The organism is Roseateles sp. (assembly GCF_039929605.1).
Taxonomy (GTDB): domain Bacteria; phylum Pseudomonadota; class Gammaproteobacteria; order Burkholderiales; family Burkholderiaceae_C; genus Pelomonas.
Window position 1 is genome coordinate 1 of sequence record NZ_JBDSQX010000009.1, and the last position, 14,908, is coordinate 14,908.

The 14,908-nt window shown below is 68.9% G+C and carries 15 protein-coding genes; 10 read left to right on the forward strand and 5 right to left on the reverse strand.

Going from position 1 to position 14,908, the window contains the following annotated elements:
• The coding region (locus tag ABIS05_RS01320) for an FtsX-like permease family protein (RefSeq protein WP_348009583.1) at positions 1–523 on the forward strand (523 nt) is incomplete at its 5' end.
• Here the strand turns inward: ABIS05_RS01320 and ABIS05_RS01325 are convergent.
• From ABIS05_RS01325 to ABIS05_RS01335, 3 genes are all read right to left on the reverse strand, one after another.
• Entirely contained in the window at positions 520–1,149 is a 630-nt protein-coding gene (locus tag ABIS05_RS01325; protein ID WP_348009584.1) for a LysE family translocator, read from the reverse strand. The genes ABIS05_RS01320 and ABIS05_RS01325 overlap by 4 nt on opposite strands.
• A gap of 60 nt (positions 1,150–1,209) precedes the next feature.
• Positions 1,210–2,034 carry a DUF6279 family lipoprotein gene (locus ABIS05_RS01330; RefSeq protein ID WP_348009585.1) on the reverse strand — a complete coding sequence of 275 codons (825 nt, stop codon included), beginning with the start codon at positions 2,032–2,034 and terminating at the stop codon, positions 1,210–1,212.
• A gap of 63 nt (positions 2,035–2,097) precedes the next feature.
• Complete coding sequence (locus tag ABIS05_RS01335) at positions 2,098–2,583, reverse strand: DUF6265 family protein (protein WP_348009586.1); 486 nt, start codon at positions 2,581–2,583, stop codon at positions 2,098–2,100.
• A 73-nt stretch (positions 2,584–2,656) separates the two neighbouring features.
• Here ABIS05_RS01335 and ABIS05_RS01340 point away from each other — a divergent pair, with 73 nt between their 5' ends.
• The 9 genes from ABIS05_RS01340 (at position 2,657) to ABIS05_RS01380 (ending at position 11,716) form a co-directional block, all read left to right on the forward strand.
• A complete protein-coding gene (locus ABIS05_RS01340) occupies positions 2,657–3,142 on the forward strand; it encodes a retropepsin-like aspartic protease (RefSeq protein ID WP_348009587.1) in 486 nt (161 codons plus the stop codon).
• The gene (locus tag ABIS05_RS01345; RefSeq protein ID WP_348009588.1) at positions 3,139–4,050 is read left to right on the forward strand and encodes a TraB/GumN family protein; all 912 of its coding nucleotides are present in this window, start codon (positions 3,139–3,141) and stop codon (positions 4,048–4,050) included. Before ABIS05_RS01340 ends, ABIS05_RS01345 begins: the two co-directional genes overlap by 4 nt.
• 46 nt (positions 4,051–4,096) lie before the next feature.
• The gene (locus ABIS05_RS01350; RefSeq protein WP_348009589.1) at positions 4,097–4,804 is read left to right on the forward strand and encodes a PhaM family polyhydroxyalkanoate granule multifunctional regulatory protein; all 708 of its coding nucleotides are present in this window, start codon (positions 4,097–4,099) and stop codon (positions 4,802–4,804) included.
• Positions 4,801–6,276 (forward strand): FAD-linked oxidase C-terminal domain-containing protein, encoded by a 1,476-nt coding sequence (locus tag ABIS05_RS01355; protein WP_348009590.1) that lies wholly within the window; start codon positions 4,801–4,803, stop codon positions 6,274–6,276. Before ABIS05_RS01350 ends, ABIS05_RS01355 begins: the two co-directional genes overlap by 4 nt.
• The gene (gene glcE / locus ABIS05_RS01360; RefSeq protein WP_348009591.1) at positions 6,273–7,343 is read left to right on the forward strand and encodes a glycolate oxidase subunit GlcE; all 1,071 of its coding nucleotides are present in this window, start codon (positions 6,273–6,275) and stop codon (positions 7,341–7,343) included. The genes ABIS05_RS01355 and glcE overlap by 4 nt, the downstream gene beginning before the upstream one ends.
• Before the next feature lie 54 nt (positions 7,344–7,397).
• The gene (locus ABIS05_RS01365) at positions 7,398–8,183 is read left to right on the forward strand and encodes a class I SAM-dependent methyltransferase (protein WP_348009592.1); all 786 of its coding nucleotides are present in this window, start codon (positions 7,398–7,400) and stop codon (positions 8,181–8,183) included.
• Positions 8,184–8,337: 154 nt separating this feature from the next.
• Positions 8,338–9,987 carry a phosphoglucomutase (alpha-D-glucose-1,6-bisphosphate-dependent) gene (pgm, locus tag ABIS05_RS01370; RefSeq protein ID WP_348009594.1) on the forward strand — a complete coding sequence of 550 codons (1,650 nt, stop codon included), beginning with the start codon at positions 8,338–8,340 and terminating at the stop codon, positions 9,985–9,987.
• Positions 9,988–10,107: 120 nt separating this feature from the next.
• Positions 10,108–11,361: a glycolate oxidase subunit GlcF gene (glcF, locus tag ABIS05_RS01375; protein WP_348009595.1), complete on the forward strand. Its 1,254-nt coding sequence runs from the start codon at positions 10,108–10,110 to the stop codon at positions 11,359–11,361.
• A gap of 76 nt (positions 11,362–11,437) precedes the next feature.
• Positions 11,438–11,716 (forward strand): hypothetical protein, encoded by a 279-nt coding sequence (locus ABIS05_RS01380; protein ID WP_348009596.1) that lies wholly within the window; start codon positions 11,438–11,440, stop codon positions 11,714–11,716.
• A 15-nt stretch (positions 11,717–11,731) separates the two neighbouring features.
• Here the strand turns inward: ABIS05_RS01380 and ABIS05_RS01385 are convergent, their stop codons facing one another.
• Together ABIS05_RS01385 and metK are read right to left on the reverse strand one after the other, a co-directional pair.
• Complete coding sequence (locus tag ABIS05_RS01385) at positions 11,732–13,267, reverse strand: methyl-accepting chemotaxis protein (protein WP_348009597.1); 1,536 nt, start codon at positions 13,265–13,267, stop codon at positions 11,732–11,734.
• Positions 13,268–13,608: 341 nt separating this feature from the next.
• Positions 13,609–14,790, reverse strand: coding sequence for a methionine adenosyltransferase (metK, locus tag ABIS05_RS01390; RefSeq protein ID WP_348009598.1), 1,182 nt, complete (start codon positions 14,788–14,790; stop codon positions 13,609–13,611).
• Positions 14,791–14,908 lie beyond the last annotated feature (118 nt).

A 14,908-nucleotide genomic window follows, 5' to 3' on the forward strand; every position in this document is an offset into this window, starting at 1 on the left:
TGTGCTGCGCGTCGACCCCGCGCGGCGCGACGCTCTCATCAAGGCCGCCACCGCCACACTGGAGGAGCGGGACAAGAGCCGGGTCGTCACCGATGCCAAGCCGCTGACCGAGATGCGCGCCGCCTTCTACGCCCAGGACCGCGCCATGGCCTGGCTGATGGGCGGCGTTTGCGTTGCGCTGCTGCTCGTCACGGCGATGGGCATCGTCGGGCTGGCCAGCTTCTGGGTGCAGCAGCGCACCCGCATGATCGGCACGCGCCGCGCCCTGGGTGCCACCGAGGGCCAGATCCGCCGCTACTTCCAGCTGGAGAACCTGCTGCTGACGACGACCGGCATCGTCATCGGCCTGGCTGGCGCGGTGGGCCTGAGTCAGTTGCTGATGCAGACCTACGAGGTGCCCCGGCTGCCTTGGGGCTACCTGCCCGCCGGTGCGGTGTCGCTGTGGCTGCTGGGCCAGGTGGCGGTGTGGGTGCCGGCGCGGCGCGCCGCGCGGCTGGCGCCAGTGGCGGCGTTGAGAAGTTAGCGCCAGCCGCTGGCGAGGGTCCACGCGGCTGTGGCCATCAGCAGCGCACCCACGGCGCGGCCGGTGGCCACTTGAGCTTCGGCGCTGCCGGCCAGCCAGCCACGCACGCGCCCGGCCGCCAGCGCCATGCCGCCGTAGATCAGCACCTGCGCCAGCGCGCCGATCAGGAACAGCACCAGGCCCTGCAGCAGGATGCGGCCCTGCTCGGGCCGGATGAACTGCGGCACCACCGCCAGGCAGAAGAGATAGGCCTTGGGGTTCATCAGGCAGGTCAGCACCGCGCGGCCGAACGTGGCCGGCAGCGGCCGCGACACGCCCGCCTGCACCGCGCCCAGCGCGCCGGCGCCGCGCCACAGCTGCCAGCCCATCCACGCCACGTAGAGGCCGCCGGCCACCAGCAGCGTGTTGAAGAGCGCGGGCCAGGCCTGCAGCAGCAGGCTCACGCCCAGCGCGCTGGCCAGCGTGTGCACGAAGCCGCCCACGACCGAGCCGGCCACGGCCGCGAACCCGGCCTTGGCACCATCGGCCAACGAACTGGCAAGCACGAAAGCCATGTCCATGCCGGGCAGCACGACGATGCCAAAGACGAGGGCGGCGTAGAGCCAGAGTTGTTGGGTGCTTTGCATGGCGCGCAGTCTGGGCGCCGCTGGTGCCAGGCCCTGTCAGCAGGGCGGGCGCTCAGCCGGTCAGCCTGCCTGCAGCGTCTTCAGCTCGGCGCCCCAGTCCGCCCAGTGCTTGCGCACCGCCTCGCGCTGCTCGGCGCTCAGGCCGTTGAGCAGCTTCAGCAGGCTGGCGATGATCTGCTCGCGGTAGGCCTGCTCGGCCGGCAGCGGCAGCAGGTTCTGCATCATCAAGGCCGTGCCGCCGGCCAGGTCCTGGCGCGACCAGGCCCGCAGCGACTCCACCGTGCGCGCCTGGCGGGTGGCGCGGCCTTGGGCCATGGCGGCGAGGTCGAAGTGCCAGCCTTCGGCATCGCTGCGGGCCTCCTTGCGTGGGGCGTGATCCAGGTCGCCCAGCCAGCGCTCCAGGTTGCTCACGTAGCGCTTGCCGCGCTCGGCCGGGCCGCCCTTGCCGGTCTGCTTGTCGCGCCACTCGGCGGTCTTCTCGTCCATCTTCCTCTGCAGGCGCTGCCATTGCTCGGGCTTGAGCCCCGCCAGCAGCGGCGCGGCCAGCGGCGCCGCGTGTTGCAGGCTGCGCTCGGCGCTGGCACGCGCGCCGCGCTCCAGCGCCAGCAGCTCGTCCTGCGTCACGCCGTCGTCCATCGCGGCATGGGCCTGGCGCAGCAGCGCCTGCCACTGCGGCAGCTCCTCGCGCCGGTGCCAGGCCTGCCAGGCCTGCAACTGCGCCTTGAGTTGCGTGCGCTGGGCGCTGTCCAGGTCCAGGTAGTTGTCGGCCCACAGGCCGGCGAGCAGCGGCAGTTGCTGGTAGGCCAGAGTCACGCTGGAACAACCGGCGACCGCCAGCACGGCGAGCAGACAGAGGAGGGTGGCGAGGCGCTTGAGCAGGGGCATGGGCGGGTTGCAGATTGCGGTTTGCCACCAGGCGGCAAGCCGCGTGCCTGCGGCCTCAGTGCATCACGGGCAGGTGCCGCGCTGCAGTGTGAAGTCCACGCCGAGTTCCTTGCCGTTCAGCGTGCCCTCGATGCGCGCGGCCAGGCGGTCGGGCGCCGCCAGGCGGTAGATGACCCGCTGCGGAAAGCCATGGGTGGGGTTCTCGAACACCGCTTCGGGCTGCTTGGGGTCGATCTGGCGCAGCAGCTTGAACTCGGTCGGTGGCCGGCCCTGAGGTTGGGCCATGTAGACGAGCTTGCCGTCGGCACCGGCGCGGATCTGCATGAACTCGAAGTCGACGACGCGGCCACCCTTCAGCGTGCGGGCCATGCCCAGCATCTGGCCGCCGGCGGGTGCCGTCCATTGCTCGCCCGAGCCGGCGTCGCGGCCCTGCTCGGCCCAGCAGCCCGCCAGCCAGGCGACGGAGGCCAGGGGGTCGGTCTGCGCCTGTGCCGGCGCCGTGGCGAAGGGCAGGGAGGCAGCGAGCAACAAGGTGGTTAGCAGCTTCATGCCGGGCATTTTGGCGCGCGAGGTTATCGTTGACGCCCGCGCAAACCCTTGGCCTCCCCTCCGCCTCGTCGACATGTCCCAGAAGGATCTGCCCCACGCCGCTAAGCTGCTGACGATCTGGTTGGTGATCGGCCTCGTCATCTTTCTCGGCATCAAGGCCTGGGAGCACGAGCGCGAGGCCAGCCGCTTCAAGCTTGCTGGCCAGACGGTCGTGCTGACACGCGCGCCCGATGGCCACTTCCACTGGCCCGGCCGGGTGGGCGACATCGCGGTTGACTTTCTCGTCGACACCGGCGCCACGTCCACTGCGCTGCCGCAGGCGCTGGCCGAGCGCGCCGGCCTGAAGCCGCTGGGCACCATCAGCACGCAGACGGCCGGTGGCTCGGCCGCCGGCTTTGCGGCGCGGGCCGACATCGCGCTGGAAGGCGGCGTGCGCGCCGACCGACTAATGGTGGCCGTGCTGCCCAACCTGGGCGCGCCGCTGCTGGGCATGGATGTGCTGGGCCGGCTTCACTTCAGCCAGAAGCCGGGCGAACTCCGCATTGAGTCCAAAGAATGATCCGTAGCCTGCTGCTCCTTGTCTTTTTCATCGGCAGCGCCCACGCCGCCTGCCCACCCACACCCACCCAGCCCACCGCGAGCCAGGCCGCCACCTGGGCCCCCAAGGCGCCCGACCGCGGCCCGCTGTGGCGCATCAGCCGCGACGGCCACAGCAGCTATCTGTTCGGCAGCCTGCACATCGGCAAGGCCGACTGGGCCTACCCCGGCCCGGCGCTGCGCCAGGCTTGGGCAGAGACCGAGGTGCTGGCCGTCGAACTGGACCCGGCCGACATCGGCCCGGCGCTTGCCGCGTTGCCGCCTTCAGAGCCGCTCGCGCCCGCGCTGGCCAAGCGCGTGGAGGCGCAGGCGCGGGTGGCCTGCCTGCCGCCCGGGGCGCTGGCCGCCTACCCGGCCATGTTGCAGCTCAGCACGCTGACGCTGCTGGAGGCGCGCCGCGATGGCTTCGACGCCGGTTTCGGTCAGGACCTGATGCTGATGGCCTGGGCCAAGGCCGAGGGTCGGCCGGTGCAGTCGCTGGAAACCGTGGCGGAACAGCTCGCTGCGCTGGAGCCCACGGCGGCCGAGCTGCCCACGGTTGTCGACGGCGCGCTGCGCCAGCTGCAGAACGGCCAGGTACGCGCGCCGCTGCGCAAGCTGGCCGACGCGTGGATGCGCGGCGACATGAAGGCGCTGGGTGACTACGCGCGCTGGTGCGCCTGCGCCGACACCCCGGCCGAGCGCGCCTGGCTCAAGCGCGTCAACGATGACCGCAACGTGCAGCTCGCCGCCCGCATCGACGCGCTGCACGCCCCCGGCCAGCGCCTGCTGGTGGCCGTGGGCGCGCTGCACATGAGCGGGCCCGAGGCGCTGCCCAAGCTGCTCGCGCAGCGGGGATTTACCGTCGAAGCGGTGCACCCCGCGAAGTAGCATCCCGCAGCCGGTTGACGCGACGGCCCAACCCCAGGAGACAACCATGAGCGACAACAGCTTTACCAAGTTCGTGCCCGGATTCGACTTCCTCCAAGGCCTCGTGAAAAACGCCGGTTCGGCGCTTCCAGGCATCGGCCAGTGGGTTGCGCCCACGCTCAACCCGGAGGAACTGGGCAAGCGCATCGAGGAGCTGCGCATCGTGCAGTTCTGGCTAGAGCAGAACGCGCGCATGCTGTCCGCCACCATCCAGGCGCTGGAGGTGCAGCGCATGACGTTGTCGACGCTGCAGACCATGAACGTGCCGCTGGCCCAGCTGCGCGACAGCCTGAAGCTGCCGGAGTCACCGGCTTGGCCCGGCATCCCGCCCGAGATCATGGCCGCTGCGGCGCCCGTCGCCCAGGCTGCAGCCAAGAAGACGGTGGAGCCGCCAGCCAAGGCCGCCGCCGACGCGGCCCCGCCGGTCGCCGCAGTCGACCCCACGCAGTGGTGGACGGCGCTGAGCCAGCAGTTCACGCAGCTGGCCACGTCGGCCATGAAGGACACCGCGACCGACGCCGCCAAGAACCTCGCCGGCAGCCTCGTCAAGCAAAGCTTCGACGCCGCCAGCGACACGCTCAAGCGCGCCGTCAGCGTGCCGGGCGCCGTGGTGGGCGGTGTCGCCAAGGGCCTGGCGCCCAAGCCCGCCGCCCGGACCGCCGCGAGCGTCAAGACCACCAAGCCGCGCCCCTCGCGTACGCCGCGCAAGGTTTGAACGCTCCCGACCTCGCCAGCCGCCGCGCCGCCGTCATCGCGGCGCTGGCGCCCTTGCTGCCGCCGCACGCGCTGCTGCACCAGTCCGAGCAGACAACGCCTTATGAATGCGACGGCCTGACCGCCTACCGCCAGCGCCCGCTGGCCGTGGCCCTGCCCGAGACCGAGGCCCAGGTGAGCGCCGTGCTGAAGGCCTGCCACCGCCTGGGCGTGCCCGTCGTCGCGCGCGGCGCGGGCACGGGCTTGTCCGGCGGCGCGATGCCGCATGAGCTGGGCGTTACGCTGGCGCTGGCCAAGTTCAACCAGATCCTGTCCGTCGACGTGCTGGCCCGCACGGCCCGTGTGCAGTGCGGCGTGCGCAACCTCGCCATCAGCGAGGCAGTCGCGCTGCTGGGCCTTTACTACGCGCCCGACCCCAGCAGCCAGATCGCCTGCACCATCGGCGGCAACGTTGCCGAGAACAGCGGCGGCGTGCACTGCCTGAAGTACGGCCTGACGCTCCACAACGTGCTGCGCGTGCGCGGCTTCACGGCCGAGGGCGAGGCCATCGAGTTCGGCAGCGAGGCGCTGGACTCGCCGGGCCTGGACTTGCTGGCGCTGGTGATCGGCAGCGAGGGCATGCTGGCCGTCGTCACCGAGGTCACCGTCAAGCTCGTGCCCAAGCCCCAGCTGGCGCGCTGCGTCATGGCCAGCTTCGACGACGTGCGCAAGGCCGGCGACGCGGTCGCGGCCATCATCGCGGCCGGCATCATCCCGGCGGGCCTGGAGATGATGGACAAGCCGATGACGGCGGCGGTGGAAGACTTCGTGCACGCCGGCTACGACCTCACCGCCGAGGCCATCCTGCTGTGCGAGAGCGACGGCACGCCGGAAGAAGTGGCCGAGGAGATAGCCCGCATGGAAGCCGTGCTGCAGGCCAGCGGCGCCACGCGCTGCCAGGTCAGCGAGGACGAGGCCCAGCGCCTGAAGTTCTGGAGCGGCCGCAAGAACGCCTTCCCGGCGAGTGGCCGCATCAGCCCCGACTACATGTGCATGGACTCCACCATCCCGCGCAAGCACCTCGCCACCATCCTGCTCGACATCCAGCAGATGGAAATCAAGTACGGTCTGCGCTGCGCCAACGTCTTCCATGCCGGCGACGGCAACCTGCACCCGCTGATCCTGTTCGATGCGAACGATTCCGACCAGTTGCACCGCTGCGAGCAGTTCGGCGCCGAGATCCTGGAGCGCAGCGTCGCTTTAGGTGGCACGGTGACCGGCGAGCACGGCGTAGGCGTCGAGAAGCTGAACTCGATGTGCGTGCAGTTCAGTGCCGAGGAGCGCGAGCAGATGCTGGCGCTAAAGGCCGCCTTCGACCCCGCCGGCCTGCTGAACCCGGGCAAGCAGATCCCGAGCTTGAGCCGCTGCGCCGAGTACGGCCGCATGCATGTCAAGCGCGGGCTGCTGGCGTTTTCTGAGCTGGAGCGGTTTTGAAGTTCGACGACCTGCAAGCCCTCATCCGTGAGGCCCGCTCGCCGCTGCGCATCACCGGCCACGGCAGCAAGGATTTCTATGGCGAAGTGCCGCACGGCGAGCCGCTGTCCACGCTGGCGCTGAACGGCATCACGGCCTACGAGCCGAGCGAGTTGTTCATCAGCGCGCTGGCCGGCACGCCGCTGGCTGACGTCGAGACTGCGCTGACCGAGAACCGCCAGCGCCTGGCCTTCGAGCCGCCACGGTTCGACGGCAAAGGCACCATCGGTGGCGTCGTCGCGGCCGGTCTTTCGGGCCCGACGCGCGCTGCATTCGGTTCGGTGCGAGACCACCTTCTCGGCGCCGTGCTCATCAACGGCGCAGGCGAACTGCTGAGCTTCGGCGGCACCGTCATGAAGAACGTCGCCGGTTTCGACGTCAGCCGCGTGTTGGCGGGCTCGATGGGCCAACTCGGCCTCATCACCGAGGTGACGCTGAAGGTGCTGCCGCTGCCGGCCGCCACCAGCACGCTGCGCTTCGAGTTCAACCAGAGCGCCGCGCTGATGGCCGTGAACCGCTGGGGCGGCGAGCCCCTGCCCATCGAGGCCAGTGCCTGGTGGGATGGCGCGCTGCTGGTGCGCCTGGCCGGTGCCCATGCCGCCGTTGAAGCCGCCACGCGCAAGCTGGGCGGCGATGTCATCCCCGCCGACCTCGCCGCACCCTTCTGGACCGGCCTGCGCGACCACGCCGACGAGTTCTTCATCGGCGCCGAGCGTGCGGTCGCGGGCGGCGCGCGCCTGTGGCGCCTGAGCCTGCCCAGCACCGCGCCGGAGCTGAAGCTGCACGGCGAGCAGCTCGTCGAATGGGGCGGCGCCCAGCGCTGGGTCGTCACGCCGCTGCCGCCAGCCGGTGTGCGCGAGGCCGCTGCCGCCGTGGGCGCGCATGCCACGTGCTTCAGAGCATTGGACAAGGCCTGCGGTGCTTTCACGCCGCTGAGCGCGCCGCTTGCCGCGATCCACCGGCGACTGAAAGCAACGTTCGACCCGCACCGGGTCTTCAACCCCGGCCGCCTCTATCCCGAGCTTTGAAAATGCATGCTCGCATCGCCAATCAGCTCGCGGAGTGCGCCTTAGGATGGTTCGATGACCTTGAGCATGTCCATTCATAACGCTGCACAGCGTGGCTATACCAGCGCGCCAGACAGCTACCAAAGGGGCCGGCCCGAATACCCGGACGCGCTCAACACCTGGCTGGCCGCAGTGCTCGGTGTTCGGGAAGGCGTTCAAGTCGTCGATCTCGGCGCCGGCACCGGTAAGTTCACAAAGCTGCTGGCGCGCGCTGGTGCGAGGGTGACGGCCATCGAGCCTGTCGATGCCATGCGGACGAAGCTATCAGAAGGCCTGCCCGGCGTGCGCGCGCTTGCCGGCACGGCGGAGGCGATGCCGCTCGCTGACGGCGATGTTGACGTGCTGATCTGCGCGCAAGCCTTTCACTGGTTCGCGAACGAGCAGGCGCTGCGGGAAATGCATCGCGTACTTCGTCCGGCTGGTCGGCTGGGGCTGGTCTGGAACGTGCGGGATGAGTCGCATGAATGGGTCGCAGCGATCACTGAGGTCATCACACCCTACGAGGGGAGCGCGCCTCGCTTCCATACGGGCAAATGGAAACTTCCGTTCGAGGGCCAAACCCTGTTTTCGGCGCTTCAGCCGACGTTGTTCCCACATAGCCACGTCGGCTCCTTTGAGCAGGTCGTGATCGACCGCTTTCTGTCGGTGAGCTTCATCGCAGCGCTGCCGCAAGCCGAGCGCGAATCCGTGGCGGAACAACTGCGAGCCCTCAAGGATCGCTTTGCAATACTTCGCGAACCGACGATCACATTCCCCTACGTGACGCAGGCGTGGTACGCCGAGCGTCTCGCCGCCCCATGACGATGAGTCAGCATGCGATGTTGTTGCCCGCGCAGGGCAAAGCCTGCGCCGACTTCGCGCCATTGAGCACGCAGCTTGCTTCCGTCCATGAGCGCCTGAAGACTGCCTTCAACCCCGGCGGCCTTTACCCGAATCTCTGAACCAGGACCTCACCATGTCGTCTCGACTTCACCCCCTCGCCGGCCAGCCGGCGCCCGTCGACAGCCTCATCGACCTGGACGCGCTGAACGAGGCCTACTACTCGCGCCAGCCCGACCCGAGCAGCCCCGAGCAGCAGGTCTTGTTCGGCACGTCAGGCCATCGCGGCTCGGCGCTGGACGGCTCGTTCAACGAATGGCATGTGCTGGCCATCACTCAGGCCATCGTCGACCACCGCAAGCAGCAGGGCATCGCCGGCCCGCTGTTCCTCGGCGCGGACACGCACGCGCTGTCCGCCCCGGCGGTGACGAGCGCGCTGGAGGTGCTGGCGGCCAACGGTGTCGATGTGATGTTGGCGCCCACCGGGCAGTTCACGCCCACGCCGGCGGTGTCGCTGGCCATCCTCGAATACAACCAGGGCAAGGAAGGCAGCGCGCGGGCGGACGGCATCGTCGTGACGCCCTCCCACAACCCGCCGCGCGATGGCGGCTTCAAGTACAACCCGCCGCACGGTGGCCCGGCGGACAGTGACATCACCGGCGGCATTCAGAAGGACGCCAACGCCTACCTGCAGCAGTTGCTGCAAGGCGTGCGACGCCTGGACGCCGACAGCGCCTTGAAGGCCAGCACCACGCACGAGCACGACTACCTGGCCCAGTACGTCGAACTGCTGCAGCACGTCATCGACTTCGACACCATCCGCGCCTCCGGCATCCGCCTGGGCGTGGACCCGCTGGGCGGCGCGGGCGTGGCCTACTGGCCGGCGATTGCCGAGCGCTACCAGCTGCCGCTCACCGTCGTCAGCGACGTGGTGGACGGGCGCTTCCCCTTCATGTCGCTGGACTGGGACGGCAAGATCCGCATGGACCCGTCCTCGCCCTACGCGATGCGGCGCCTGACGCAGCTGCGCGACAAGTTCGACGTCGCCTTCGCCTGCGACACCGACCATGACCGCCACGGCATCGTCACGCCCAGCGGCGGCCTCATGCAGCCCAACAACTACCTCAGCGTCGCGGTGGACTACCTGTTCCGCAACCGGCCCGGCTGGGGCGCGGGCGTGGGCATCGGCAAGACGGTGGTGACGACGTCGCTGATCGACCGTATCGCGCGCGGTTTGGGCGCGCCGCTGTTCGACGCGCCGGTCGGCTTCAAGTGGTTCTCGCCCGGCTTGGCTGAAGGCAGCCTCGGCCTGGGCTGCGAGGAGAGCGCGGGCGCGTCCTTCCTGCGCCGCGATGGCCGCGTGTGGACGACCGACAAGGACGGCATCGCCGCCGCGTTGCTGTCGGCCGAGATCACCGCGCGCACGGGCAAGGACCCGAGCCAGTATTTCCAGTCGCTCACCGCCACCTACGGCACGCCGCACGCCGACCGCGTGGACGGCGCCGCGACGCGCGAGCAGAAGGCGCGGCTGTCCAAGCTGACGGCGGCCGACGTGCAAGCCACGTCGCTGGCCGGCGAGGCTGTCGAGTCCGTCATCAGCGCTGCACCGGCCAATGGCGCGGCCATCGGCGGCATCAAGGTGTCCACCGCCAACGGCTGGTTCGCCGCGCGGCCGTCGGGCACGGAGGACATCTACAAGGTCTACGCAGAGAGCTTCCGCGATGAGGCGCATTTGGAGGTGCTGCTGCAGGAGGCGCAGGAGATCGTCAATCGGGCGCTGACGTGAAAGCCAAACAAGGCCACAGAGGCACTGAGGCACAGAGGCAGCGGGATGAAGGTCCCTCTGTGTCTCTGTGCCTCTGTGGCTGTGTTCTCTTGCGGTGCGACTGCGGAATGATTTGCTGACATGCAAACCACCCTCGCCCCCGAATTCGCCGGCACCCGTGACGGCACCGAGGCCGAGGCCATCCTGCGCCGCTGCGTGCACTGCGGCTTCTGCACCGCCACCTGCCCGACCTACCAACTGCTGGGCGATGAACTGGACGGCCCGCGTGGCCGCATCTACCTGATCAAGCAGGTGCTGGAAGGCGTGACGCCGACGCGCGAGACGCAGCTGCATCTGGACCGCTGCCTGACCTGCCGCAACTGCGAGACGACCTGTCCGTCCGGCGTGGACTACGGCCACCTGGTCGAGATCGGCCGGCGTGTCGTGGATGCGAAGGTCGAACGCCCGGCCAGCGAACGTCGCGTGCGCTGGCTGTTGAAGGAGGGGCTGACGTCGCCCCTGTTCAAAGCGGCGATGAAGCTGGGCCAGGCCTTGCGGCCGCTGGTGCCGGCGTCGCTGAAGGACAAGGTGCCGGCCAAGCCGCCGGCCACGGCGCACGACTGGCCGACGCGCCAGCTCAACCGCAAGGTGCTGCTGCTGCTCGGCTGCGTGCAGCCGGCCATGGCGCCCAACATCAACTCGGCCACGGCGCGCGTGCTGGACGCCGCCGGCATCCAGACCGTCGTGGCCGATGGCGCGGGCTGCTGCGGCGCGATCCGCGATCACCTCGGCGACCACGACGGCGCGCTGGACGACATGCGCCGCAACATCGACGCGTGGTGGCCGCTGGTGGCCGGCCCGGGCGAGCGCGTCGAGGCGTTGGTGATGAACGCGTCGGGCTGCGGCGTGACGGTCAAGGACTACGCCCACGCACTCAGCGCAGACCCGGCCTATGCCGACAAGGCGCGTCGCATCAGCGAAGTGACGAAGGACCTGAGCGAGCTGCTGCCCGACCTCGTGCCGGCGCTGAAAGCTCGCCTCAAGACCAAAGGCGGCTCGCTGGCCTATCACCCGCCGTGCACCTTGCAGCATGGCCAGCAGCTGCGCGGCGGTGTCGAGGCGTCAATGCGCGAGCTGGGCTTTCGCATCGCCTGCGCGCCGACCGACAGCCACCTCTGCTGCGGCTCGGCCGGCACCTACTCGGTGCTGCAGCCGGTGCTGTCCAAGCAGCTGCGGGACCGCAAGCTGGCGGCGTTAGCGCCGCTGCAGGCCGAGCAGATCGTGTCGGCCAACGTGGGTTGCATCCAGCACCTGCAAAGCGGCACGGCGACGCCGGTGCGGCATTGGGTGGAGGTGCTGGACGATGCGCTGCGCGGGGTCGGCGGGAACGGGTGAGTTGACAGCGTTGGGTGTTGGCAGCTAGAAATGCGCAAGCCGTGCCGGCTGCGGCACGGTGCTCTGAAGGGGCTCCATGCTGGACAAACAACCGAGGCTGCGACGCCTGCTGTGGGTGCTTTGCGGCATTGCAATCACGTGGTTTGCGACGCTCTTCGTCTACGGATTCGTCAGCTTCCCCTTTGCGCCCTACAAGCCCTGCGGCACGGGCGCGTATTGCGACAAAGGTGGGCAGCTTCATTCAGTGGCCGACTACGAGTCGTTCTCTCGCTGGGAAACGCTGTTCAAGCTGTCATGCCCGTTCGGATTCGTTGCGGGTGTCCTTGCTTGGAGATTGCGAGGCCGCAATCGGTAGTTCCGGCCAAGGCGATCACGTCTTGAACGTCGACACCAGCTTCACCAGCTCGCTCGCCTGAAGCTTCAGGCTCTCCGCCGCCGCCGCGCTCTCTTCCACCAACGCGGCGTTCTGCTGGGTAGCCTGGTCCATCTGCGCAATGGCCAGGCCGACCTGGCTGACGCCGGTGCTCTGCTCGCGGCTGGCTGAGCTGATCTCGCGCACGATCTGGGCGACGCGGTCGATGGCGCTCACCACCTGGGCCATCGTCTCGCCGGCGCGGTTCACCAGCACGGCGCCTTGCCCGACACGCTCGACGCTGTCGCCGATCAGGCCCTTGATTTCCTTGGCCGCATCGGCGCTGCGCTGGGCCAGCATGCGCACCTCGCTGGCGACAACGGCGAAGCCGCGGCCCTGCTCGCCCGCCCGCGCCGCTTCGACGGCGGCGTTCAGCGCCAGGATGTTGGTCTGGAAGGCGATGGCGTCGATGGTGCCGATGATGTCGCCGATCTTGCGCGAGCTTTCTTCGATGCCGCGCATGCGTTGCACCGCCTCGCTGACGACCTCGCCGCCCTTGCGCGCCACGTCGCTGGCGTCGTGGGCGAGCTGGTCGGCCTGGCCGGCGTTGTCGGCATTCAGCCTCACCGTGGCCGACACCTCCTCCATTGCCGCAGCGGTCTGCTGGATGGCACTGGCCTGCTGCTCGGTGCGGGCGGACAGGTCGTTGCTGCCCAGCGAGATCTCGGAGCTGGCCGTGGCCACCTCATCGGCGTTGTTGCGCACCGAGCTCACCAGATGGCGCAGTGACACCTGCATGCCGGCCAGCGCCTGGGTCAGCTGAGCGGTCTCGTCGCTGCCCACGCTGCGGATCTCTCGCGACAGGTCGCCCTGGCCGACTTCTTCGGCCTCCTGGATGGCCATGCGCAGCGGCTTGACGACGGAGCGCGTGATCAGCCAGGCGGCGGCTAGCCCCAAGCTCAGGCAGATGGTGGCCAGCATCACCATGAGGAGCTGGGTGCTCTGCGCCGCATCGCGCACCGCCTGGGTCTCAAGCTTCACGCGCTCGCCCTGGTAGTCGGCGATGCGGCCGATGGTGGCGACGTAGGCGTCGGCGGCCGGGCGCATCTTGCCTTCCAGCGTCTGCAGCGCGGCCTCGGCCTCGCCGGCCTTGAGCTGGGTGAAGACGCCGTTGCGGATGTCGATATAAGTCTTGCGGGCCGTGGCGATCTCGTTGAGCAGGGCCTTGCCCTTGTCCGTGTCGACCGCCTTGGTCAGCCCTTCCTGCAGTTCGTTGATCTTGGCGCTGGTCGTCTTGATGACGGGCGCGAAGAACTCAGCCACCGGCCCCGAACCGCCCGCCCGCGAGACGGCGTCGGTGCGGGTCACGTTGAGCTGCGTCTGGGTGCGCCAGTCCTGTGCCAGGTCTTGCTGGCGTTGCAGTTCGATGAGCAGGTCGATGTGCGGGCCGACGGTGGCCATCTGCCGGTAGCTCAGGCCCACGGCCACGGCCAGCAGCACCAGCACGAGCCCGAAGCCCAGGAACAGCCGTGTCCCGATTCGCAGGGATTGCATTTTCATTGCCGCCCCCAAGGGTTGTCTGCAGGCGAGGTGCGACCAGTGGCGCACTTCGCCGGTGCGTTGACTCTATTCGTGAGGGTGTTGGATTGGCACCAAGAAAAACACCGCCTCGGGAGGCGGTGTTTGGGGGGCTGAGAAGAGGCGGCTGTCTTTTGGTCTCCTCTCACATCGCTTCGCGATATGAGCGTCGCCCACGTGTCGAACCGCGCTGACGCGCGGCGGCTCTACAAGCCGGCCGCAGCGCGGAGCGCCGCAGCTTTATGGTCTTTGCTCACATCGCTGCGCGATATGAGCTTCGCCCCAAACCCCAAGGTTTGCTGGCGCAAACGCGTGGCTTACAGCCCCGCCGCTGCACGCAGCGCTTGGGCTTTGTCGACACGTTCCCACGTGAACTCCGGCTCTTCGCGGCCGAAGTGGCCGTACGCCGCCGTCTTGGAATAGATCGGGCGCAGCAGGTCCAGCATCTGGATGATGCCCTTGGGGCGCAGGTCGAAATGCTCGTTGACCAGCGCGGCCAGCTTTTCGTCGGAGATGACGCCCGTGCCTTCGGTGTAGACCGTCACGTTCATCGGGCGGGCCACGCCGATGGCGTAGGCGACCTGGATCTGGCACTGGCGCGCCAGGCCGGCGGCCACGATGTTCTTGGCGACATAACGCGCTGCGTAAGCGGCGCTGCGGTCGACCTTGGACGGGTCCTTGCCTGAGAACGCGCCACCCCCGTGCGGGCAGGCGCCGCCGTAGGTGTCGACGATGATCTTGCGGCCGGTCAGGCCGCAGTCGCCCTGCGGGCCGCCGACGACGAAGCGGCCGGTCGGGTTGATCAGGTACTTGGTGTCGGCCGTGAGCCATTCCTTGGGCAGCACCGGCTTGATCAGCTCTTCACGGATGGCCTCGTAGAACTCGTCCGTCATGCGGTCGCCCAAGCTGTACTCGGGCGCGTGCTGGGTGGACAGCACAACGGTGTCGATGCTGTGCGGCTTGCCGTCCACGTAGCGCATCGTCACCTGGCTCTTGGCGTCGGGGCGCAGGAAGGGCAGGCGGCCGTCCTTGCGCAGCTGGGCCTGGCGCTCCACCAGGCGGTGGGCGTAGTAGATGGGCGCGGGCATCAGCTCGGGCGTCTCGTCGCAGGCGTAGCCAAACATCAGGCCCTGGTCGCCGGCGCCGATGTTGAGGTGGTCGTCGGACGCATGGTCCACGCCCTGGGCGATGTCGTTGCTCTGCTTGTCGTAGGCGACGAGGACGGCGCAGCCCTTGTAGTCGATGCCGTACTCGGTGTTGTCGTAGCCGATGCGCTTGATGGTGTCGCGCGCAACCTGGATGTAGTCGACGTGGGCGTTCGTCGTGATCTCGCCGGCCAGCACGACGAGGCCGGTGTTGCACAGCGTCTCGGCGGCCACGCGGCTGCGTGGGTCCTGCTCGAAGATGGCGTCGAGAATCGCGTCCGAGATCTGGTCGGCCACCTTGTCGGGGTGCCCTTCAGAGACGGATTCAGACGTGAAGAGGAAATCGTTGGCCACTTTTAAACTCCGGTTGTTGGTGGGTCGGCGTTGCCGACGCTCCGGGAGGTGCGGCGAACGCTTTAGCAGGATTTGTGAATCGCCCCGCAAGTTGTTCAATAACTCGGCGATTCGCGCA